12 protein-coding genes and 1 pseudogene are annotated in these 23511 nt (G+C 70.0%); 9 read left to right on the forward strand and 4 right to left on the reverse strand.

The genetic code is table 11. The features are described from left to right. The 3 genes and pseudogenes from Aco04nite_RS28690 to Aco04nite_RS28700 form a co-directional block, all read right to left on the reverse strand. Window positions 1-1062, reverse strand: a pseudogene (locus Aco04nite_RS28690) (hypothetical protein); the annotation flags it as partial. Window positions 1063-1080: 18 nt separating this feature from the next. Then, the gene (locus Aco04nite_RS28695) at window positions 1081-2304 is read right to left on the reverse strand and encodes a hypothetical protein (protein ID WP_213000386.1); all 1224 of its coding nucleotides are present in this window, start codon (window positions 2302-2304) and stop codon (window positions 1081-1083) included. Next, window positions 2301-2717, reverse strand: coding sequence for a YbaB/EbfC family nucleoid-associated protein (locus tag Aco04nite_RS28700; RefSeq protein WP_213000387.1), 417 nt, complete (start codon window positions 2715-2717; stop codon window positions 2301-2303). The genes Aco04nite_RS28695 and Aco04nite_RS28700 overlap by 4 nt, the downstream gene beginning before the upstream one ends. Before the next feature lie 321 nt (window positions 2718-3038). Between Aco04nite_RS28700 and Aco04nite_RS28705 the strand changes: the two genes are divergently transcribed. The 3 genes from Aco04nite_RS28705 to Aco04nite_RS28715 all read left to right on the forward strand — a co-directional run bounded on the left by Aco04nite_RS28705 (window position 3039) and on the right by Aco04nite_RS28715 (window position 4708). After that, the gene (locus Aco04nite_RS28705) at window positions 3039-3359 is read left to right on the forward strand and encodes a WXG100 family type VII secretion target (RefSeq protein WP_213000388.1); all 321 of its coding nucleotides are present in this window, start codon (window positions 3039-3041) and stop codon (window positions 3357-3359) included. A gap of 55 nt (window positions 3360-3414) precedes the next feature. After that, a complete protein-coding gene (locus Aco04nite_RS28710; protein ID WP_213000389.1) occupies window positions 3415-3717 on the forward strand; it encodes a WXG100 family type VII secretion target in 303 nt (100 codons plus the stop codon). Window positions 3718-3895: 178 nt separating this feature from the next. Continuing rightward, window positions 3896-4708, forward strand: coding sequence for a hypothetical protein (locus Aco04nite_RS28715; RefSeq protein ID WP_203837001.1), 813 nt, complete (start codon window positions 3896-3898; stop codon window positions 4706-4708). Between the two features lie 3427 nt (window positions 4709-8135). Here the strand turns inward: Aco04nite_RS28715 and Aco04nite_RS50060 are convergent. Then, complete coding sequence (locus Aco04nite_RS50060; protein WP_213000403.1) at window positions 8136-9167, reverse strand: pentapeptide repeat-containing protein; 1032 nt, start codon at window positions 9165-9167, stop codon at window positions 8136-8138. Between the two features lie 559 nt (window positions 9168-9726). Here Aco04nite_RS50060 and Aco04nite_RS28725 point away from each other — a divergent pair. Genes Aco04nite_RS28725 through Aco04nite_RS28750 form a run of 6 tightly spaced genes read left to right on the forward strand, consistent with a single transcriptional unit; the run spans window position 9727 to window position 23511 of the window. Next, window positions 9727-10089: a hypothetical protein gene (locus Aco04nite_RS28725; RefSeq protein ID WP_213000390.1), complete on the forward strand. Its 363-nt coding sequence runs from the start codon at window positions 9727-9729 to the stop codon at window positions 10087-10089. Next, window positions 10086-14042: a type VII secretion protein EccCa gene (eccCa, locus tag Aco04nite_RS28730; protein WP_438874947.1), complete on the forward strand. Its 3957-nt coding sequence runs from the start codon at window positions 10086-10088 to the stop codon at window positions 14040-14042. Before Aco04nite_RS28725 ends, eccCa begins: the two co-directional genes overlap by 4 nt. A 13-nt stretch (window positions 14043-14055) precedes the next feature. Next, window positions 14056-15465 (forward strand): type VII secretion integral membrane protein EccD, encoded by a 1410-nt coding sequence (eccD, locus tag Aco04nite_RS28735; protein ID WP_213000391.1) that lies wholly within the window; start codon window positions 14056-14058, stop codon window positions 15463-15465. A 6-nt stretch (window positions 15466-15471) separates the two neighbouring features. Continuing rightward, window positions 15472-16836: a type VII secretion protein EccB gene (gene eccB / locus Aco04nite_RS28740; RefSeq protein WP_213000392.1), complete on the forward strand. Its 1365-nt coding sequence runs from the start codon at window positions 15472-15474 to the stop codon at window positions 16834-16836. A gap of 4 nt (window positions 16837-16840) precedes the next feature. Continuing rightward, a complete protein-coding gene (locus tag Aco04nite_RS28745; RefSeq protein WP_213000393.1) occupies window positions 16841-20176 on the forward strand; it encodes a hypothetical protein in 3336 nt (1111 codons plus the stop codon). After that, window positions 20173-23511 (forward strand): right-handed parallel beta-helix repeat-containing protein, encoded by a 3339-nt coding sequence (locus Aco04nite_RS28750; RefSeq protein ID WP_213000394.1) that lies wholly within the window; start codon window positions 20173-20175, stop codon window positions 23509-23511. Before Aco04nite_RS28745 ends, Aco04nite_RS28750 begins: the two co-directional genes overlap by 4 nt.

A 23511-nucleotide genomic window follows, 5' to 3' on the forward strand; every position in this document is an offset into this window, starting at 1 on the left:
GCCAGTTCCCGTGCCCGCGCCCGCCCCGACGCCCGCGCCGGTCCCCGTGCCCGCGCCAATGTCAGAGCCTGAGCCGGTGTTTCCTGTGGGGACTGCTGGGCCGTCCACAGAGGTGGAGGGCGGGTTGTTGGGGGCGGTGATTTCTGTGTTCAGGGGTGGGCGGTTGGAGTTGAGGTTGGGGGTGTTGTGGCCGTCGCCGAATTGGTCGCCGAATTCTTTGGCGTAGTGGTGGGCCATGCCGCCGATGACGGAGGAGGAGAAGGTGGCGAAGGGGTTGAAGCCGCCGCCTCCGACCATCATCGTGAAGAGGCCTTCGAAGAGGGTTTCGCTTAGGCCGGAGAGGCCTTCCTTGCTGAAGATGTTCTTGTTGATTTTGGGGTAGAGCTTGCCGCCGATCATGTGCATGCCGCTGACGCCGGCGCCGATGAAGGCGCCGCCGGCGAAGGACATTGCCAGATCTTTGTAGTCGATGCCTTTTCGGTTGCCTTCGAGGATCTGTGTCACCTGGGCGGCGGCGCTCTGCCAGAGTTCTTCGAGGCCTTCTTCGAGGGCTTCCCAGGCCAGTTTCATCAGCTGGTTGCGCAGCTTCGACTTGAGGAAGTCGATCAGGGCCTTGACGATCTGCTGGCCGATTTTGATGAGGCCGGGGACCGCGGGGGCGCCGAAGCCGGAGGCCAGGGCGAAGGCGATCTCGACTACCTGGGTGAAGGCCGCGATGACGATGTTGTACTGGGCGGATTCTGATTCCAGGGCGAAATTGTAGGCCGCGTCGCCGAGGGCGTTGGAGATGTTGCCGCCGGTGGGGACGTTCTTGGTGATGCCGACCTGGAACTGGTTGAACGCGTCGGCTGCGGGGCCGTCGAGGCTGCTGCCCAGCATGTTGCCCAGGTTGCCGGTGGCGCCCATGCCGCCGAGCAGCGTACTCGTGAAGCCGTATAGCTCTTCGCCCATTGCGCGCAGGGCGGTGGGGTCGGCCTTGGGGAATTCCTCACCGACCCCGTACAGGATGAGGTCGTACGCCCATTGCCATTCGGGGTCGTTGGGAATGTGGAAGTCGGGCATGCCGGTTGTCGGGTACCGCTACTCGCCCGGGATGAGCGGGGTCGGTGTGCCGTCCGGGCTGTAGCTCAGGAACAGCGGCTGGTAGCCGGCGGCGGTTGCGTCGACGTTGGGGTTTTCCTTGACCACGAAGAACTGGCGGCCTTCCGCGTCGAGTTGCTGTCCGTCCGGGGTGGTCACCGCGGTATTGCCGAGCGGGGTGATGGAGTCGTAGAGGTTGGCGTCCACGCGGGTGTTGCCGTCCGGGAACGGGTTCAGCGCTTCGAGGCGGTAACCCTCGGGAAGGGGTTCGCCGCCGACGTACGCGGATGCATATTCGGGTTTCATCATGTACGACGAAATGGCCGGCATTGCGGGTGTCGAGCGGGCGAGGAGGGGCTCCGACATGACATTGCGCTCGGCGGGAAGCAGCGGTTCCTCGGCCGGGATGGCTTCTCGGCGAAGAGCGGGTGTGGTTTCTCTGCGAAGCGCGAGCATCGGCGTGGCCTCGTCGGTGACTTCGCCGGGTTTGACGGAGCGCATGGCGACCCGTTGCCGGGCGAGCAGGGGAGTGCCCTCCTCCGTTGCTTCGTCGGGTTTGACGGAGCGCATGGCGACCCGCTGGCGGGCGAGCAGTGGGGTGCCTTCGGTTGCCAGGACGCCTCGCTCGCGGGGGAGCGTGGGGGTGCCTTCGGTGGTGGGCTCCAGGGTGCGGCCCTTGAGGGCGTGCATGGGAGTCAGCTCGCCCTGCAGCATTTCGCCCTCGGCCCCGAGCCTGGGCGTGGCCTCGGTGGCGGGCTCGGCCCGGAGGACGTTCATCCGCCGGGCGCGGGTGGCACCCTCGAGCGGCAGACCTTCCTGCGTCTCGGTCTCGGCGAGGGGTGCCTCGACGGCGCGGGCCGACTTGAAGGCGTGCATTTGGGGCAGGTTGGAATCGAAGTTGGCGGCCATCTGGTGACCGGCGTCGCGGGCCTCGTCGTCGACCTCGCGGTAGAGCTTGCCGCTTTCGCGCAGGCCCGCCGCGGTGTAGTCGAGCGTGCCCTTGATGCCGCCGATGAGCTGCTCGAGGTTGTCCATGCCGCCGAGGAACTTCTTGGAGAACGCCGTCCCCATGTCGTCGTCGCCCCAGGCGTTCCCGTACCGAGCACGCAGGGAAGTCAGCTGCTCGAGGTACGTCTGGTAGAGCTGGACGTGCTCGCCGTACGCGTCGCCGACATTGCTGACGCCTTCGGGGTTGACCCAGAGCCGGCCGCCGGGGTTCGTCATGACGCCGGCCGTCCCATACCGAGGATCTCGCGGACGCTGGTGGCCATCCGCGGTTCGGCGGGCATGAACGCGTCCGCCCCGGCTGTGCCTCTGACCAGGGAGTGGGCGTCCAGCCCGTCGGGCATCATCGGCGCGAGCACGGCGGCTGCCTGATCCATGACGGATTCCTTTGCTTCCGCGTACGTCGTCATGATGAGCTCGGTCAGGTCCGCCGGGGTGAGGCGCTTGTGCGCGCTGGTCGGGAATTTGACGTCCGTCAGGACGCCGTTCTGACCGACGGTGACGCTCACCTCGCGCCGCGGTGATGTGGCGGTCGCCGAGAGCTCGCTCATTTTGCGTTGCATCTCGGTGAGGCTGTTGCGTTGCTTCTGGTATTCCTCGAACAGGTTCTCGATGCGTTCGTTGAAGTTCACCCGCAGAGCCCCCTAACAGCCGAGTCCACCGAAACCACGCCACCACGTCAGCGTTCAGTGAAAAACGTGGCGGGACCCGGTGGAAGGGCCGCGCCCGAATGAGGGCATGAACAGGCAGCAGGTTCTTCCCCAGGACCGCCCGTCCGGGCGAAGCCGTGCAATGTTGTGCCGACTTTCGGACATGCGGGCCGTCTGGAGTTGTCCTTCCGCGGGCCTGTGCATCAACACTCATCCCTGCGAAGCGATACGAAGTCGCGGAAGCGATACGAAGTCGCACGATGCGATGCGTAGTCAATGGCGCACAACGTGAGGAGTACGGCTGTGACCATGCCGACCGTTAGCACTACCGAACAGGGCATGCAGCGTGCTGCCCAGGAGTTCTCGGACAAGGCGACCGAGTTCACCAGCTCGCTGCAGGCCGTCAACAGCCAGATGGCCACCCTGCAGGGCTCGTGGACCGGTCAGGCCTCGGCCGGCTTCAACCAGGCGATGGACAGCTGGGAAGGATCCTTCCAGCGGGTCATCAACGAGCTCGTCAACATGCTCGACGTCATGGGCGTGACCACCAAGGGTTACATCCAGTCCGAGGACACCGCCGCGAGCACGGCCAACTCGTTCGGTGCTGCCCTCCCGGGCATCTGATCCCTGAGCTCGGCCCCTACCTACCCGCAGACTCCCAGGAAGAGGAAGGACCCAGGTGTCCAACTATACGTTCGACTTCAACCAGGCCGACGCCACGTTGACCGACATGAACTCCATCAACACCCGCATCAAGTCGGCTCTGGAGCAGATGGAGCAGACCGTCGAGGCCAGCCTCGCCGAGTGGACCGGTGCCGCGCAGCAGCAGTACTACGTCTCCAAGGCCGCCTGGAACCAGTCGGCCAACGAGATGTCGGTGTACCTGGAGCAGGCGCGCTCGACCCTCATGCAGATCTCGGACAACTACGGTTCGACCGAGCAGCGCCACGCGCAGATCTGGAACGACGTCCGCGGCGGCTGATCTCCGCCGGGCCGGTCATCGAGCGTCGGGGGCGACGCTGGTTGGCCGGCCTGTTCACGTCCCCCGGCCCGGAGTGCACCACTCCCGGGCCGCTGGGCTTTCCGGCCGTGGTGACGCTGAGGTGACACGGCCGCTGAAACAATGGCCGCAGTGACAAGCAGTGACGAAATGGGGCTCCATGGGCATCAATTTCGACTACGCCAATGAAGAGGCGATCGACAAGATCGGCGTGCTCACCAGCCACGACACCTCGCTGGGCGAGGATTCGGGCTGGACGCGCTCGGTGATTCAGAAGATCAAGAACGACATCCTGAACTCGCCGCAGACCAAGGCCGCCTCGTCGAGCTTCGACCGCGGCGACTACGACTCCGACGAGCTGGCGGCCTGGGACTGGTACCAGGACAACGTCGTCGACCAGGACCACTGGAAGCAGCTGGTCAAGGACTACAACGCCGACGTCACCAACCCGGACCACGTGGACCCCGCGGACTACGACCCGGAGCACCAGTACATCCCCAAGGATGACGGTGCGATCGCCCCGCCGGAGACGTCGACCTACAGCGGCTCCAACAACCCGAACCACGAGCTGGCGGTCAGCACCGAGGCGCTCAACTTCATGGCGGGCCAGCTGGACCAGATCGTCGGCGACGGCACCGGCATGCTGTTCGACGCGCGCAACACCCTCAACGCCATCGCGATGAAGCCGGGCGGGTTCGCCAAGGCCGAGATCCTCCGGCAGAAGATCGACGGCGTCAACGCGACCGACGCGGGTCTGCGCGGCGACTCGATGGGTCTGATGCTCGCCGTGCACGAGGCGCTCTACGCCGTGAAGACCGGTCTGCGACAGATGGCCCGCGACTACGACAACGCCGAGGACTTCAACTCGATGACCGCCGACCAGCTCGGGGAGTCGATGGGCAGCGCGTGGGGCAAGATCGGCAATATCGGCGACTACGGCCAGGGCAGCGGCAGTACTGCCGGCGGTAACTGACACCCCCCAGTGGTTGCGCTCGTGAAAGGGAAATGCAGTGCCTGACGATCCGAATCCATGGTCGAACTCGGCCGAGGACGAAGCCACGTTCGTACCGCAAACCATTTCCACGAGCGATCTCAACGACTATCAGACCTGGGCCGAGGAGGACCGGGGCTGGCGCAAACTGCTGGCCTCGGTCACCGGCGGTGCGGCGCTGGCCACGGACGAGGGCCAGGCTGCTGCGGCGGCTCTGGTCAGCCCTCAGTCGGTTATGGACGCCGCTTCCGCGTTCCAGACTGCGTACCTCACTCTGCAATATCTCGAGAATTTCGTACGCACGCAGGCGCACGCGATCGCGGGCGAGGACAAGGCCTGGCAGGGCACCGCGGCTGACGCGTTCCTCGCGAAGATGGACTTCCTCGCCGACTACCTGAAGGCGCAGTCCGAGCACATCGCCGGCGCGGACGGCACCGGCGGAGCGAACTCGATCCCCAACCAGCTCTACAAGAGCGCCAACTACCTCGCCTGGGCGCAGGAAACGGTGCACTACCTCGACTCGGCCTGGGCGAGCATCGCGTCCTCCAACGGCGTCGGCAGTGGTGACGGTCTGGTCCCGATCAGTGGCACACAGTACGAGAAGCCGATGGCGCGGCAGATGTCGCAGGTCGTCGGCACGCTCGCGGATCAGTACGACTTCACGTACAGCGCCGTGACGCCGCCCGACGGCAGCGGCACGCCCCCGGTGACGACACCCGACGTCGACAAGCCTGACCTGGACACCCCCGACATCCCCGATGTGGACACCCCGGATGTCCCCGACACCCCGGACATTCCCGACGTCGACGGGCCGGACACGCCCGACGTCAACGGCCCGGACACCCCGGACGTCAACAACCCCGATATCCCGGACGTCAATTCCCCCGGCGGCAACCAGCCCGGTTTCAACCAGCCCGGCGTCAACACCCCGAACGTCAACACCCCTGCCTTCGACCCCTCGGGCGCGGGCGGCGGCGGTCCGAACGCGAGCACCCTCAACACCCCGAACGCGAACAGCTTCACCCCGCCGTCGCTGACCAACCCGGGTGGTGGCGCCAACGGCGCCGGCCTGCCCGGCCTCGACACCAGCAACCTCGCAACCAACCCGGGCGGCGGCGCGGGTGGCGGCGCCGGCTCGTTCACTCCACCGGTGGTCCCGACCACTCCGGGCGGCGGCGGCTTCGGGTCGACGACCCCCGGCGGCGGCGTCACGAGCCCCAGCATCAAGTCCCCGTCCTCGCAGAACGGCGGCAACACCGGCGCGGGCACCGCCAACGTGAAGTCCCCGAACATCCCGGGCGCCCCCGGCGGCACCGATGGCTTCGGTGGCTCGACTCCCACGATCCCTTCCGCGGGCGGCACGGGAGCCGGCGGCATCGGCGACGGGGTCGACGTCCCGGACCTCACCGCACCGGGCATCACCTCGCCGGGCTCGACCGGCACGCTGCCGGGCTCGACAGGCGGCGGTATGCCGATGATGCCGGGCGGCGGCGGTGGCGGTGCCGGATCGGGCAACTCGCCGGGCATCCCGGAAACCCCTGACGCGAACGGCCTCCTCGGCGGCGACCAGGACGACTTCAAGCCGGGAGCCTTCGGAGGGGCCGACCTGCCCAGCGCCCCGGGCGGCACGGCGGCCGGCGGCTCCGGTCTCGGCGACTTCCAGGCCCCGACCTTCGACGGCCCCTCGAGCACGCTGCCCGCAACCGGCGCAGGAACCGGCGGGATGGGTATGCCGTCGATGCCGGGTGGCGGTGGTGGCATGGGTGGTGCGCAGGGTTCGGGCATCCCGGACACCCCCGACGCGAACGGTCTCGTCGGCGGTGATCTCAGCGACTGGGCCCCGAGTGGCGTCGGCGGCGTGGACGGTCCGGACGCCAGCGGTGGCACGCTCCCGGGCGGTTCCGGTCTGAGCGATTTCCAGACTCCGTCGTTCGAGGCCCCGCCTTCGTCGGCGACGGTGCCGGGGGCCGGTGGCATGGGTATGCCGTCGATGCCGGGTGGCGGTGGCGGGATGGGTGGCGCGCAGGGTGCGGGCATTCCCGACACCCCCGACGCGAACGGCCTGGTCGGCGGTGACGCGGACGACTGGAAACCGGCAGGCGTCGGCGGTGTGGACGGTCCGGACGCATCGGCCGGCACGCTCCCGGGTGGTTCGGGTCTGAGTGATTTCCAGACCCCGTCGTTCGAGGCCCCGTCATCTTCAGCCACGGTGCCGGCGACCGGTGGCATGGGCATGCCGTCGATGCCGGGCGGTGGCGGTGGCATGGGTGGCGCGCAGGGTTCGGGCATCCCGGACACCCCCGACGCGAACGGCCTCGTGGGCGGCGACGCGGACAACTGGAACCCCAGCGGTGTTGGCGGCGTGGACGGTCCGGATGCCGGCAGTGGCACGCTCCCGGGCGGGTCGGGTCTGAGTGATTTCCAGACCCCGTCGTTCGAGGCCCCGTCATCTTCAGCCACGGTGCCGGCGACCGGTGGCATGGGCATGCCGTCGATGCCGGGCGGTGGCGGTGGCATGGGTGGCGCGCAGGGCTCCGGCATCCCGGACACCCCTGACGCGAACGGCCTGGTCGGCGGCGATCCGAACGCCTGGAACCCGAGCGGTGCCGGCGGCGTGGACCTTCCGAGCGCGCCCGAGGGCACCCCCGCGGGCGGCGGCGGTCTCCAGACACCGACCTTCGAGAGCCCGACGATTCCCGAAGCATCAGCGACGACCCTCCCGGCAACGGGAATGCCCACGATGCCGGGAATGCCAGGTGGCGGCTCCGGCATGGGCGGTGCGCAAGGTTCGGGCATCCCGGACACCCCCGACGCGAACGGCCTGGTCGGCAGCGACCCGAACGCCTGGAACCCGAGCGGCGTCGGCGGCGTCGACCTGCCCAGCGCCCCGGACGGCACCGCGGCCGGCGGATCGGGCCTGACCAGCGACCTCCCCACCGACCTTGCCACCGATCCGCAGGTCACCCTCCCGGAAACCGGAGGGACAACAACCAACCCCGCCACGGGTACGCCCGGAATGCCCGGAGGTTCCCCCGGTTCAGGAGCCCAGGGCGCGACCGGCTCCGGAATCCCGGACACCCCCGACGCCGCCGGCCTCGTCGGCGCGGATGCGGGCGACTGGAAGCCCTCAGGCACCACGCCTGGCACGCCGAGCGCCCCGGACGGCACCGCAGCGGGCGGCGCCGGCCTGGACGTGCCCGCATGGGCAGGCGGCGTGGACGCCCCCTCCGCAGCAGGCCCGTCCCTCACCGGCACCGACGGCGTCGACCTCCCGCAAACCGGGACCGACACCCAGCCCCAAGCCACCACCCCCGCAACCACCACCCCCAGCGGCATGCCGATGATGCCGGGAATGCCCGGCAGCACCGCCACCCCCGGCGACGCCACCCCCACGGCCCACTCGGACGCATCAGGCCTGATCGACGCCGACACCGCAGACTGGCAACCCACCAACCCAGCGGTCACCCCGCCATCCGCCCCGACCGGAACAACCTCCGGCGGCGCAGGCCTGCAAACCACACCCCCAGAAATCCCCACATCGGACAACGCCACCGCCCCAGTCGCTCCCCCCACAGGCAGCTGGATGACCCCGGCCGAAGTCCCACCCCCCACAGCCGACGTCCTCACCCCGACAGACCCCTTCCCCGAAACCACAGCCCCGCAGCCGGATGCCGCGCTGCCGGATGCCGCGCAGCCCGACGCCGCGCAGCCCGACGCCGCGCAGCCCGACGCCGCGCAGACGGACGTCCCGCTGGCCGATGTATCGCCGGCCGACGTCTTGCCGGTTGATGTCCCGCCGGTTGATGCCGCTCAGGCCGATGTCGGCGCGGCTGGCATACCGCAGGCAGATGTCTCGCAGGCTGGGGTTCCGCAGGCTGGCGTTGCTCAAGCGGACGTCTCGCAGGCTGGGGTTCCGCAGGCTGGCGTTGCTCAAGCGGACGTCCCGCCGGCAGATGTTCCGCAGGCTGACGTTTCGCTCGGCACAACGCCGCTCGAGCCGGTACCGGTCGACACGACGGCCCAGCCTGAAGCGCCGATCCCAACCGACTCGGCGTTGCCCCCGGAGACGACGACGCCTCCAGAAGCGACCACACCGCCCGAGACCCCCACGTCCCCCGAGGCAACCACGCCGCCGGAGCTGACTGCGCCGCCTGAGGCCGTCACGCCCTCGGAGCCGACTGCGCCGCCTGAGGCAGTCACGCCGCCGGAGGCAGTTACGCCGCCTGACGTAGCCACACCCCCCGACGCGACAGCGCCGCCCGTGACGACCACGCCAGAAGGGGCGACTACGCCAGAAGGAACGACCACGCCAGAAGGAACGACCACGCCGTCGTTGCCGGAAGCGACGCTGCCGCCGCAGAGCAGTGACTTGCCGCAGGCCAGTGGCGGTTCGCCTGGCGTGGTGGTGCCCCCGGCGACGCCCGGGCCGATCGCATCCCATGCCGCACCGGCGACCCCGGCGGCCAGTCCCGCGGCGCCTGCGGGTGATGCCGGGGCCAAGGGCGTACCCGTGATGAATGACGGCGGGACCCACCGCAAGCTTGCGGGTGGCATCGCCGGAGGCGACCAGGTAGACGCACTGACCGAGACCACCGCGGAACTCCCAGTGATCGCGCCCCCGCCGGTCCTGCCGTCAACGCCGATCGCGGCGCCCGTGGCCGCGCCGAACGCAACCGCGCCGGCGATCCCCGGAGCGACAACAGCGACAACAGCGACAACAGCGACGACAGCGGCGGCATCGAAGGACGCGGCCGCCGCCGGCATGGTCCCGATGCGGCCCGGTGGCGACGTCGAGGAGCGCGATGATCCCGACCGTCCCGATTCGGCTGAGTTGCTGGCGGATGCCGATGGCAGCTGGCAGGGCGATGAGGGCGGTGTGCCCGTGCCGCCGGGGGACGACTACGTTCCCGTGATCAAGCCTGGTGGTGGGGACGATGACATGGCCGCTTGGGATGACGTGAGCGGGTCCGGGTGGCTGACCGGGGATGAGAGGTTGGCGGATGCCTGAGTTCAATGCGGAGGCGTTGCGGCCGGTGTGGCGGCGGGCGGCCGCTCAGCCTCGGGTGGCCGGGGCTGATGAGCCGCTGCGGTGTGGCGGGCCCGAGCTCAGTGCTGAGGAGCGGTTCCAGCTGATGCGGGAGCGGCGGCTGGCGCGCAAGGCCGAGGAGGAGCGCGGGCGTGAGGAAGCCGACGCTCGCAGCGCCTCGCGGCACAGTTCGGCTGCCAAGGTGAAGAGCGACGACGACGAGGACGAGGACAGGGCCGCGGAGCGTTTTCGCAATGATCGGTACGCCGTGAAGCTGCTGCACCAGGAGGATTCCGTCTGGGGCGGCGGCGGGGCGGGGTCGGGGATGCTCGGATGAGTACCGTCACGATCAAGCGGCCGCCACGGGCCGCCGGGCCGGAGGCGCCCGACGGGCAGGTGGAGCTGCAGGAGCCGCCGTTGATGGCGGAGGAGGCTCCGCTCGACTTCCGGTCGTTCGCGATGATCGTGCCGATGGGTCTGGGCATGGGCGCGATGATGGCCATGTTCGGGCTCTACAGCCGGGCGCCGATCATGTACGTCATGGGTGGCGCGATGGCGTCGGGCATGCTGCTCATGGGCGTGATGCAGATCGGTAAGGCGGCGTCGGACCGTAAGCGCAAGATGCGTGGTGAGCGGCGGGACTTCCTTCGTTACATCGCGCAGTTGCGCAAGCAGGCGCGGACGGCGGCCGACCAGCAGCGGCAGTTCGTGCTCTGGAACAACCCGCAGCCGTCGTGGTTGTGGTCGATCGCGATGAGCAGCCGGTTGTGGGAGCGGCGGCCGAGTCACGACGACTTCGGGCGGGTACGGATCGGGCTGGGCCGGCAGAACGCCATGCTCAAGTTCACGCCGCCGTCCACGAAGCCGATCGAGGATCTGGAGCCGCTGGCGTCGATCTCGTTGCGGCGGTTCTCGGAGGCATACCGGACGGTTACCGGTATTCCGATCTCGGTGGGGTTGCCGAGTTTCACCAGCATCGAGTTCGAGGGTCCGGCGGATCCGGCGATCGACCTGGTCCGGGCGATGGTGGCGCAGCTGGCCACACTGCACGCGCCGGATGAGCTGCGGATCGCGGTGCTGGCCGCCGAGGTGCACCGCGGGCCGTGGGACTGGATCAAGTGGTTGCCGCACAACGCGCACCCGACGGCGTTCGACGCGGCCGGGCCGACGCGGTTGTTCGCGGGTACGCACGACGACCTGATGGACCTGCTCGGTTCGGAGATCACCGACCGGGGTGACCACGACCGGAACTCGCGGCCCTCGTCGACCGAGCCGCTCGTGGTGATCATCGCTCATCTGGCGGATCTGCCGGACAGTTCGCGGCTGCTCGGCGCCGGGATGCGCAACGTGGTGCTGCTCGACCTGACCGGCGCGATGCCCGGTGGCCCGAAGGTGCTGCGGCTGACCATCGAGGGCGAGGTCGTGAAGTTCCCGGCGGGTGACGCGATCGGGACGGCGACCCGCGACCGGCTCGACGACCGGCAGTGCGAGGCGCTGGCCCGGGTCATCGCGCCGAAGCGGACCAGCGGCACCCTCGACGTGGTCGAGGAGCCGTTGGAGAGCAGCTTCGAGCTGACCACGCTGCTCGGCATCCGCGACGCCAACTCGTTCGACGTGCAGGCGCTGTGGCGTTCCCGGCAGCCGCAACGCAACCGCCTCATGGTGCCGATCGGTGTCACCGAGGAGGGCGAGGTCATCGAGCTGGACCTCAAGGAGTCGGCGCAGGGCGGCATGGGACCGCACGGCCTGCTGATCGGTGCGACCGGCTCGGGCAAGAGCGAGTTGCTGCGTACGCTCGTCGTCGCTCTGGCCGCGACCCACAGCTCGGAGATCCTCAACCTGGTCCTGGTCGACTTCAAGGGCGGCGCGACGTTCATCGGCATGGAGAAGTTGCCGCACACGTCGGCGGTGATCACGAACCTGGCCGACGAGCTGCCGCTGGTCGACCGGATGCAGGACGCGCTGAACGGCGAGATGACGCGTCGCCAGGAGTTGCTGCGCGCGAGTGGCTACGCGTCGCTGTTCGACTACGAGAAGGCTCGCGCGGCCGGTGTGCACCTGGTGCCGTTCCCGGTGCTGCTGATCATCGTCGACGAGTTCTCCGAGCTGCTGTCGAGCAAGGCCGAGTTCATGGATCTGTTCGTCTCCATCGGACGGCTGGGCCGGTCCCTGGGCGTGCACCTGCTGCTCGCATCGCAGCGTCTCGATGAGGGACGCATCAACCGGGTCGAGGGCCACCTGTCGTATCGGATGGCGTTGCGGACGTTCTCGTCGATGGAGTCGCGGTCGGTGATCGGCAGCGGCAAGGCGTACGAGCTGCCGTCCGAGCCCGGTAACGGCTACCTGAAGCTGGACACGACGAACCTGGTGCGCTTCAAGTCCGCGTACGTGTCGGGTGCCTACACCGGCCGCAGCCTGACCGGTGGCGCGGACAGCGACGACGCTCCCGGCGAGCTGGACATCGTCCCGTTCACCACCCGGCAGGTCGCGATCCGGCACGACCGGGGCCGCGCGCGTCCGGCTGACACCGAGGCCGTCGAGGTCGAGCCGGAGACGACGCTGGCCGGGCCGAGCCTGCTCGAGGTGATCCTCGACCGGCTGGCGGGCGCGGGTCCGCCGGCCCGGCAGGTGTGGCTCCCGCCGCTGTCGAAGGCGTCGAGCCTCGACACGCTGCTGCCCAGCGTCGTGCCCGACCCGGTGCGCGGCATGACCGTCGACGACCCCGCGGCGCAGGGCCGGTTGCGGGTCCCGGTCGGCATCGTGGACCGCCCGCAGGACCAGCTGCGCGAACTGCTGATCGCCGACCTGGGCGGCGCGGACGGCAACGTGGGCATCGCCGGCGCACCGCAGAGCGGGAAGTCGACCCTGCTGCGCAGCCTGATCCTGGGCCTGGCACTCACGAACACCCCGCGTCAGGTGCAGTTCTACGGACTCGACTTCGGCGGTGGCGGTCTGTCCTCGATCGCCGGGCTGCCGCACATCGGCTCGATCGCGACGCGGATGGAACGCGACCGGGTGGTCCGGACGATCCAGGAGATCGTGCAGGTCATGGAGCGGCGCGAGGCCGAGTTCGCGGCGCGCGGGCTGGACTCGATGCAGTCGTACCTGGCGTTGCGGGAACGCGGCGAGATCGACGACCCGTTCGGGCACGTGTTCCTGGTGGTCGACGGCTGGTACACGATGAAGCAGGACTTCAACGACCTGGAGACCCGGTTCCAGGAGCTGACCGCGCGCGGACTGTCCTTCGGCATCCACGTGATCGTCACGTCGACCCGCTGGTCGGAGATGCGTACCTGGCTGCGGGATCTGCTCGGCACCCGGCTCGAGTTGCGGCTCGGTGACGCGATGGAGTCCGAGGTCGGTTCGCGCAAGGCGGCCACCGTGCCGAACCAGCCGGGCCGCGGTCTCACCCCGGAGGGGCTGCACTTCCTCGGGGCGCTGCCCCGGATGGACGGCAGCTCGGACCCGTCGGATCTCGCCGAGGCGACCAAATCGGTCACCGAGGAGATCAGTACGTTCTGGCCCGGGCCGCCCGCCCCGGCCGTCCGGATGCTGCCGACCCGCCTCCCGGTGGAGCAACTCCCGCCGCCGGAGAAGGAGTTCAAGGTCTGCATCGGCCAGGACGAGCAGCGTCTCGCCCCCGTCTGGCACGACTTCCTGGCGACCCCGCACATGCTGGTCCTGGGCGACAACGAGACCGGCAAGTCGAACATGCTGCGCCTGGTGCTGCGCGCGATCGCCCAGCACTACACGCCGGAGCAGGCCAAGGTCGTGCTCGGTGACTCGCGGCGCGACCTGGACACCGCGATCACCGCGGACTACCAGGTCGGCTTCGGGTTCACCGGCGACAAGCTGTACGAGCTCGCCGGTCAGGCCTCGGTCTCGATGAACCGCCGCGTCCCGGGCCAGGACATCTCGTCGGAGCGGATGCGCCGGCGTGACTGGTGGGAAGGCCCGGAGCTGTTCGTGGTGGTCGACGACTACGACCTGATGACCAAGGGCACCGGGATGGGATCGTCGCTGGACCCGCTGCTGCCACTGCTGGCCCAGGGCATCTACATCGGCCTGCACGTGATCATCGCGCGCAGCACGTCGGGCGCGATGCGGGCGATGATGGACCCGGTCATCCGCCGGATGTGGGAGCTGGGCACGCCGGCGACGCTGCTGTCGTACCCCAAGGAAGAGGGCAAGTTCCTCGGTGAGGCCGCGCCTCGCCGGCTTCCCCCCGGGCGGGCGCAGCTGGTCACCCGTCGTGGCGTGAAATTGATGCAGACGGGATTCGTGAAGTGAGAAGGGACCGCGGATGACCGCCGCTCTGAACGGGGAGCTCTGCCGCATCACGGTGATCGGGCCGGACCGCAAGGTCGACCTGGCCGTGCCCGCGACGACCCCGGTGGCCGCGCTGCTGCCGGTGCTGCTCAACCACACCTCGACCCCGGGCCGCCCGGTCGACGGGGACGCAGGCGACGGTGCCTGGGTGCTGCAGAGACTAGGTCAAACGCCTTTTGAGCTGTCGGGTACGCCGGAAAGCCTCGACTGGCTCGAAGGCGAGGAGCTGTACCTGCGCCGAGCCGAGGACCCGCTGCCCGAGCTGGACTTCGACGACCTTGCCGAGGGCATCGCCACGATCGTCAACCGGCGCAACGACCGGTGGCAGCCCGAATATCGCAGGGTGCTGTTCCTGCTGCTCTCCGTGGTCGGCATGGGTGCCATCGCCGCCGTGCTGACCGACCGTGGTCCCGTGCTGCCGCAGGTGATCGGCGCCGGTGTGGTCGGCCTGATCTGCTTCGTCGCGGCGCTGGTCTGCGCCCGCAAGCTCCCGGACGGCGCGTTTTCCCTGCTCTTCGGCTTTGGCGCGGCGGGGTTCGCGGCCCTCGCGGCGTCCAGCGCGGTCGACGGCGATCCCGAGGGCATCGCGGTCAACGGGCCGGCACTGCTGGCGGCGGCGGTCAGCGTCGTGGCGGTCGTCGCGGTGCTGCTGCTGGCCCAGCGCACGGTGACGCCGTACCTCCCGGCGGCGCCGATGCTGGTGCTGGGGGTGACGTCGCTGGTCGCGGTGGGCGTGTTGCTCATGCAGTCGGCCTCGCAGATGACCTCGCAGCGAGCCTCGGCAGCCGCGGTCGCAGTGATCTTCGCGGTGATCGTGCTGGCTCCCCGCGCGGCCGTGAAGTTCGCCCGGCTGCGTGGCCCGCAGCTGCCCAAGACCGGCGCGGACATGTCCTACGACATCGAGCCGTCGCCGCCCGAGGAGGTCCGCGACCGCACCAACGAGGCGGACACCTACCTGAGCGTCGCGCTGCTCGCGTCGGCGATCGTGCTGCCCTTCGTCTTCCACTTCACCATGGAGGTCCCGGGCTGGGCGGGCTGGACGTACGTGCTGGTGGTCGCGAGTGCAATTCTGTTGCGCGCCCGTACCTTTCTCGGTTTCTGGCAGCGGATCGCGCTGACGGTCGCCGGTAGCGTCGGCTATCTCATGGTCATCATGCGGCTCTCCCAGGCGCTCACCCCCAGCGGGCGGTGGGTGCTGCTCGGCGGCCTGCTGGCCGCCGTGGTGCCGCTGGTGATGGCGGCTCTGCGGCCCTTCCCGCGGCGGATGCTGCCGTTCTGGGAGTATTCGGCCACCTTCCTGGACGTGGCGACCGGCGTGGCCGTGCTGCCGGTGCTCGGGCAGATCCTCGGCCTGTACGCCTGGGCCCGCGGACTCTTCGGGTAGCGGCGCGTGCAGACCCAGCGGGACCACGTCCACGCCCACACCTTCATGGTGGGCCGGCTCAGCTCGGCCCTCGTCGAGGGCGACCCGACCCGGGCGGAGATCCCGGGCCGCCGCGCACAGACCGGCTTCCTGATCGGGATCATCCTGGTCGCGCTGGTGGTGGGCGGCTTCGCGGTGTACGGCTGGATCGTCCCGGGCGGCAGCAACGCGTACAAAACGGCCGGCGCGATCCTCGTCGAGAAGGAGAGCGGCAACCGCTACGTCTACCTCAACGGGGTGCTCTACTCGACCCCCGACCTGACCTCGGCGATGCTGATCCAGGGCGCCAAGTCCCAGGTCAAGCTGATCTCGAAGAACTCGCTCAAGGACGTTCCCCGAGGCGGGACGCTCGGCGTGAGCGGGGCGCCCAAGGAGGTCCCGGCCGCCGGGGACCTGTTCGCGGGGCCGTGGCTGACCTGCCTGCCGGGCTCGGTGGTGACCGACCGCAAGGTCGACGGGGTGGGCGTCAACCTCGACCCGCAGACCCCGGCCGACCCGCTGCCGGAGAAGAACTTCGCCGTCGTACGCGCAAGCGACGGCACGCCGTACCTCCTCGCGAACTACCTGAAGTACAAGGTCACCGACGAGGCCGTGCTGGTCGCGCTCGGGGCGGGCAGCATCAAACCGGCGGCGGCTCCGGACCTGTGGCTGAGCTGGCTGGGCGACGGACCGGAGCTGGGTCCGGCGAAGATCGACGGAGCGGGGAAGGCCGGGCCGAAGGTCGGGGGCGAGTCCTACGACGTCGGCACGCTCTTCCGGCAGCGCTCCGACTCCGGCGTCGAGCAGCTGTTCGTGCTGCGCAAGGACGGGCTCGCCCCGATGAGCCGCACGGAGTTCCTGATCGCCGACGCCAAGGACAAGGGCAGCCCGGTCGACGTGGACCCGTCGGCGATCGTCGGCGCGAAGCGCTCGTCCGACCAGTCGCTGCTCGACCGTCTGCCGGACCTGGCGTCGCTGCGGCTCGAGGACGCCGCCGGCCGCGCCCTGTGCATGCAGCAGCGGCCGGTCTCCGCGACGAACTTCACCAGCATCGTGGTCTTCGCGCCCCGGTACGCCGCCGCGGTCAACGACGACGGCGGCACGTTCGTGATCAGCCGTCCCGGCTCGGGAATGGCCGTGGTGGCGGCACCCGTGCTCTCCAGCACCGCCGTGAAACAGGTCTCGTTCCTCGACGAGAACGGCACCGCCTACCGGCTTGCCGGCGCGGACACGGTGGCCGCGCTGAAGCTCAGCAACGTCACACCCGTACCGTTCCCGAAAGACCTTCTGGCAGTGCTGCCGCAGGGTCCCGCTCTGAGCCGTCAGGCCGTCGCCGGCCTGCCGAGGGGGTAGACGTATGGCAACCGGAATCCGTGGCCTCCTGCGCGGTGGCAAGGACGAGCCCAGCGGCGTCGTCCAGCACACCGTGGGTAACGCGCTGGTCCTGCATGCCGAGGACTCGATCAGCTCCGAGGCGCAGTCGCTCGCCCTGTCCGTGGTCGAGGACGCCGAGAACGACGTGGTCGTGCTCGACCTGGGTGACGGGATGCCGATCGGATCCTGGGAGTCGATGGCGGGCGTCCTGCCCCGCCGCCGCCGGGGCATCCGGCTGGTCGCGTGCGGGCGGCACCACAACGCCGCCGCGATGGCCGGTCAATGGCTTTCCGAGCGACTGAACCGTACGGTCATCGCGCCCGACGGCGAACTGGTCCGCGGCTCGGCCGGCGCGCTGTTCGTGCACTCCACCCCCGGCAGCGGCTGGGTGCGTTTCCGTCCCGGCAAGCCGCCGACCTGGGACGCCAAGCGCTACCCGACCCCGTTGTGGGACAAGGCCGCCACCGACAAGCGCGCCTCCAGCTCCACCGGCGAGATCGAACCCCTGCCCGGCGGCGTGTGGATCCACGACATCCGCGAGCCGGCGATCGTCGACGAGCACCGCAAACGTCTGATCGCCGACGTACCGTGCCAGCCCGAAGTCATGACCGTCCTGCTCGGCTGCCCCGGCACCGCCCCGCTGTCGCTCGACGACGTGGTCCGCTTCTGGCGCGAGCTAGACCCGGACAGCCGCCTGCGCACCCGTTTCGTGCAGTACGGCGACGTCCGGCTCCCCGAGGGTGAGGCCTTCGGTCAGGCACTGGCGGACCTGCTCGGCACCCAGGTCGTCTGCTACACCGGCGTCCCGGTGGGCGCTCCGGGCAAGTTCGAGATCCGCACCGTACGCGCGGACGGCGTGCTCGGCTGGCCCCCGTTCGCGATCGAGCTCGGCTACACCCCCCGCGCCCACCCCAACTCCAAGGCCCGCCGCGCCGCCGTCCTGAGCCACCGGGCCCCCCTGCGCTGGACCGAGGAGATCTCCCCGCGGGTCTTCTGGTACGCCCCCGACGCGGTCGTCGAGGTCGTCCAGACCGGACTGTGGGTCCGCGCGGTGGAAGAACCCCCCAACGCCGAACGGGTGCGGGCGACCCCGCTCGACCCCGAAGGCAGCACCCTCATCTTCGACGACACCGTCGACGAGCGCTCCATGCGGATGCGCGAACTCGCCGAAGACCTCGCCGCCCGCGTAGAACCCACCGTCGGCCAGGACACAGCACTCTTCCCGGCCTCGGTGATGGTGCCGGGCCAGCGCCCCGCCGGCCGCGCCGAGGCCACGCTGCGCCCCTCCGACGCGCCCCGCCAGCCGATCCAGGCTCGCATCGAAATGCCCCTGCCGCCCCGCCCGGCCGCCACGATCATGCAGTCACCAGAAGTCGCCGCCGTGGTGATCGAGCCGGTCGCCCCCGCGGCGATCGAACAGCAGCAGGTCGCCCCCGCCGCCTTCCAGCAGCAGGTCGCCCCGACGGGGTTCCAGCAGCAGGTCGCTCCCACGAATCAGCAGCAGGTCGCCTCCGCGATCCAGCAGCATTTCGAGCAGGTCGAGCCGACGGTGTCGCAGCCACGCTACGAGGCGGTCCCGGCGACCGTGGTCCAGCAGCGCATCGTGCCGATCATGCCCGAGGGCTTCCCGGAGACCCGCGCGTTTGCCGCATTCGTCCAGCAGCAGACCCAGCCCGCCACGCCGCCGGTCCAGCAGCCCGCGCACCCACCGCTGTCCGAACCGGTCCAGCCGGCCACATCGTTCCCCGAGCCGCCCGCCTTCGAGCGACCGGCCATGGAGCAGTCCGTCATCGAGCCGCCCGCTTTTGAGCGACCGGCCATGGAGCAGTCGGTCGTCGAGCCGCCGACGCTGCCGCAGCCGGCGGTCCAGCCGGAGTCGTTCCCGGCGCCGGTTTTCGAGGCACCGCCGGCATTCGCGCCGCCGGCCTTCGACCAGCAGGGCGCCGGCCAGTCGGTCGTCGAAGCACCCGCTTTCGGTGGGCCGGCCGTTGACCAGCCCACCTCGGGACACGGGCTCGGTGCGCAGCCGGTTGTTGAGGCACCCGCATTCGGCCGGCCGCCGGTCATCGAGCAGCAGGCCACGGAGCAACCGGCTGGCGAAGCGCCCACCTTCGAGGTGCGCGCCCCTGAGGCGTCCGCCCACGAGGCTCCGGCATTCGAGCCGCCGGCGATGTCCGTGATCGAGGCGGTCAATGAGCCCGCTGCACCGGTGGCGGTTCAGCAGGTGGTGGAGGCGGTGGCTGCGCCGGCGATCGAGCCTTCGCTCCGGGCGTACGCGGAGCAGGTTGTTGATCCCGTGACCGCGCCCATGCAGATGTCGCTGCCGGTCACCGAGCCGGTCCACAACGTAGACCGCCTCCAGGCGCTGGACCCCGCAGCCGCGACAAAGCCGCCCAAGGCCCAGCCCGAACCTGAAGCCCAGCCCGCGCTGAAAGCCCAGCCCGAGCGGGAACCCGAGCCCGCGGCGACCGTGCCGGACGTGCGGTTCCAGCCGGTGCCCTCGCCGGGTGCGTCGGCGTTGATGCCCAGCCGTGCGCTCGACGATGAGCGGGCGTGGTTGCGGCGCACGCTGAGCCGGGACTTCGACATCATGGCGAGCTCGGTCTCGCGGATCATGAGTGAGCACCCGGGGCTGCAGGCCACCGGCGGGGCGGCGGGCAAGGAGGACGTGCTCGCCGACTCGGTGGCGGTGCGGCTCTACCTTTCCGGCCGGGGCGCGGGGATCGACGCGGGGCTGCGGTCGGCGGCGAACGGCCCGCACGTGCCGTTCGCGCGCTGCACGGTCTCGGGGCTGTCGCGGCTGCCCTCGTTCCGCGGCACCACGGTTTACCGCACCTCACCGACGTCGGGTGAGTGGGCGCAGTACCGCGAGCGCCGGGTCGTGACGGACTGGGCTTTCGTGAACATGCTGACCGCACCCTGCTCCAGCCAGGACGGCGACACCGACGTGCTGGTGTGGTCGATGACGGCGCGGCGGACGGCGGTGCTCGAGCCGGAGGGTGACGACCGGATCGAGGACCGGGTGCTGTTCCTGCCCGGTACGCACTACAAGATCCTGGAGCTGCACCAGCCCGAGGGCGGCGGGCGTGGCTCGATCCTGATGCGCGAGATCGGTGCGAACGAGATCGGTGACGACGGCCGGGTCGATCCGAACCGGGTGTCGCTCGACGAGCTGGCCGTGACGTCGTTGCGGCGCAGCGTGGAGCGGTGGGGGAGTGCCGAACCCAAGCGGCGGATCGGTGCCGGCTCGACAGGCCGGTTCGGTGTCCTGCCGGGGCTGGACCGCAGGCCGGTCCGCGAGGAGGTGAGCGGACGATGAGCCGACAGGTTCTGGTGGTGGGCGGCGGTCAGCCCGGCGCGTATCCGTCGATCAGCGCCGCGATCGCGCGTGCCGAGGCGGGCGCGACGATCTCGGTGCATCCCGGCCGGTACGCCGAGAAGCTCATTGTGGGCAACCGCATCACGATCAGCGCGGTCGAGGGCGGCGGCCCGGTCGAGGTGATCGTGGAGGAGGGCAGCGTCCTCGTCGTCCACGGTGAGGGTGCGCAGCTGCGCGGCATCACGCTGGGTAGCGGGGACACCAAGCTGGCCGCGGTGGACGTGTATTCCGGCGAGGTCGCGCTCGACAACTGCAAGATCTCCGGTGCTGCCTGGGTGACATTGCTGGCCCGGTTGCAGGGTTCGCTGGCGCTGCGTGGCTGTGAGGTGCGCAGCTCGGCCGGGGCCGGCATCGTGGTGATGTCCCCGGGGACGAGCGCGATCGAGGACACCCAGGTCACCGATGTGGCGACGTCGGGGATCGTGGTCGGCGAGAATGGTGCGCTGACCCTGCGCCGCTGCGTGATCCGGGGAACCGGCGCCAACAGCGTCTGCGTCAACGGCGATGCCCGGCTGACCATCGAGCAGTGCGAGATCGTGAAGGCGGGCAAGCCGGCCGTCGTGATCGAGCAGCGCGGCTGGGCCCGGATCCAGCGGCTCACCGTGCGTGACAGCGGCAACGTCGACCTCTTCCTGCGGGGCGAGATCGACGCCGTGATCAGCGATTCGACGTTCACCGGCGCGACGCTGCAGGCCGCGCACATCGCGGATGGTGCGGCACCCCGCTTCGAGCGCTGCACGTTCACCGGCGCCGGGCACACCGCCGCGCACGTGACCGGCAAGTCGAAGCCCACGTTTGTCGAGTGCACGTTCGCGGACGCGCCCACCGGCATCAATGTGGACGGCGAGAGCACCCCGCGCTTCGAGGGCCTGACCGTTCGCGGCACCGAGGAGCACGTGGCGGTCATCGGGGGCGCGGGCCGGGCTGTCATGCAGCGGCTCCAGGCGACGATCGGCACCGGGGCGGGGCTGCTCGTCAAGGACGGCGCCACGCTGGACGGCTCCGATCTCACGGTCGAGGCCGGCGAGGCGGTGGCGCTCGAGTTGCGTGCGGCCGCCCGCGGCACGATCCGCGAGGCCCGGTTCAACGGTACGCAGGCAGTGACGGTCACGGTCGGTGGCGGTTCCGCCCTCGTGCTCCAGTCGGCGCAGGTTCGCGGTGCCGGGGTGCGGGTCGGCGATGGCGAGCTCCAGGTGCGCGACAGCGAGATCACCGAGGCACCCGGCGATGGTCTGTCGATCGGCTCGGGCGGCGTGGTGACGGCGACCCAGACACGGGTACGCCGGGCGCGGCGCAACGGTGTCGCGGTGTCCCGCGGCGGCCGGGGCACGTTCACCGACTGCGAGGTGCTCGTCAGCGGCGCCAACGGATTCGACGTGGACAGTGCCGAGCCGGTGACCCTCAGCCACTGCACCGTGCAGGAGAGCGGCGGCGAGGATGTCCGCAAAGCCGACGACGCCCAGCTGACCGTCGAGTCACTGGTCGTCAGGACCACGCCCGAGCCGGTGAGCCCTGCGCCGGCTCCACAGTCCTCCTCCTATGCGGATGACTACGCGGATGATGGGCGCCCGGAGCAGGCTGAGGCCGCGCCGCCGGTCGAGGACGAGCTGACCGGGCCGCTTCGCGAGCTGAACAGCCTGATCGGTCTGAAGGGCGTCAAGCACGAGGTCACCGCGCTGATCAACCTGATCAAGATGTCGCAGGTCCGGTTGCAGATGGGCCTGCCGATGCCGCCGATGAGCCGTCACCTCGTCTTCGCGGGTCCGCCCGGTACGGGTAAGACGACGGTGGCGCGGCTCTACGGGACGGTCCTCAAGGAACTGGGGATCCTGTCCAAGGGCCACATGGTGGAGGCGGCCCGCGCGGACCTGGTCGGGCAGTACATCGGTTCGACGGCGATCAAGACCACCGAGCTGATCAACAAGGCCATGGGTGGTGTGCTCTTCATCGATGAGGCGTACACGCTGTCGGCGGGGTCGGGCGGTTCGGGGCCGGACTTCGGTCAGGAGGCCATCGACGCGCTGATGAAGATGATGGAGGACCACCGCGACGAGCTCGTGGTGATCGTCGCCGGGTATTCGGAGCTGATGGAGAAGTTCCTCGAGTCGAACCCCGGTCTGGCCTCCCGCTTCACCCGCACGGTCGAGTTCCCGAACTACTCCGTCGACGAGCTCGTGACGATCACGACGAACCTGTGCCACAAGCACTACTACGACCTGACCGACGACGGCGTCGCCGCGCTGACGACGTACTTCGAACGGATCCCGAAGAACTCCACGTTCGGTAACGGCCGCGTGGCGCGCAAGCTGTTCGAAGCGATGATCAACAACCAGGCGTCGCGGCTGGCGACCACGCCGCCGTCGAAAGACAGCGAGCTCAACCGGCTGACCGGGGAGGACCTCGCGCCCGAGCTGGACCTGCTCGAAGACCTGCCGGCGGAGAAGAACACGCAGCCCGACGCGGCCAGCAACCCGGCCGGGGCGATCAACGCGACGCGTAGCTGGCGACGGGTCTGCAACCTGGTCGGCGCGGCTCCCGTGCGCGATGCGGTCGGCACCGCGCTGCTCCAGCTGTGCGAGCTGCGCAACCGGCGGCGGGCGTACGGCAAGCATGCGAACGTGATCGTGACCGGTCCGAGCGGAAGCGGCCGCAGCGAGTTCGCGCGGCACTACGCCGCCGGCCTGTCCGAGCTGAACCTCGTGCCCGTCGGCCAGCTGATCCGGGTGAGCACCGCGCAGGAACTCGCGCCGCAGTGGCCCGGGCAGGCCGGCAGCCTGGTCGAGGCCGCGCTGCGGGACGCCGAGGGTGGCGTGCTGATGGTCGACTACACCGACGACGGCAGCGGGACCGGCCCCGACATCGTCGAGCAACTCGTCGCGCGGACGCGCCCGGCGCCCGGTGACCCGGTCGTGGTGCTGATCGGCGAGGAGCGGGCGTTGCGCGAGCTGCGTGTGGCGGTCCCGTCGGTTGCCGAGGTCTTCGGGCAGGACTGGGCGATGCCCGGTTACACCACCCCGGAGCTGGCCGAGATCGTGGTCCGGCACCTGGTGCGCCGGGGCCACGAGGTGCCCGACGACGTGCGCGCCGCCCTGGTCGACCTGGCGGCGGGGCTGCCCGAGCGCACTGTCCGGGCGGCGCACCTGTTCTCGTGGGGGCTCACGCGTACGGCGGCGTCTCGCACTCTGGCACTCGCCGACCTGAACGGCCTCGCCGGCCGGGCCACCTCGGGCGCCGCGCCGTCCCGGCAGCCCGGTGGCCTGGCCGCGGTCCTTTAA

The organism is Winogradskya consettensis, from assembly GCF_018332715.1.
Classification (GTDB): domain Bacteria; phylum Actinomycetota; class Actinomycetes; order Mycobacteriales; family Micromonosporaceae; genus Actinoplanes; species Actinoplanes consettensis.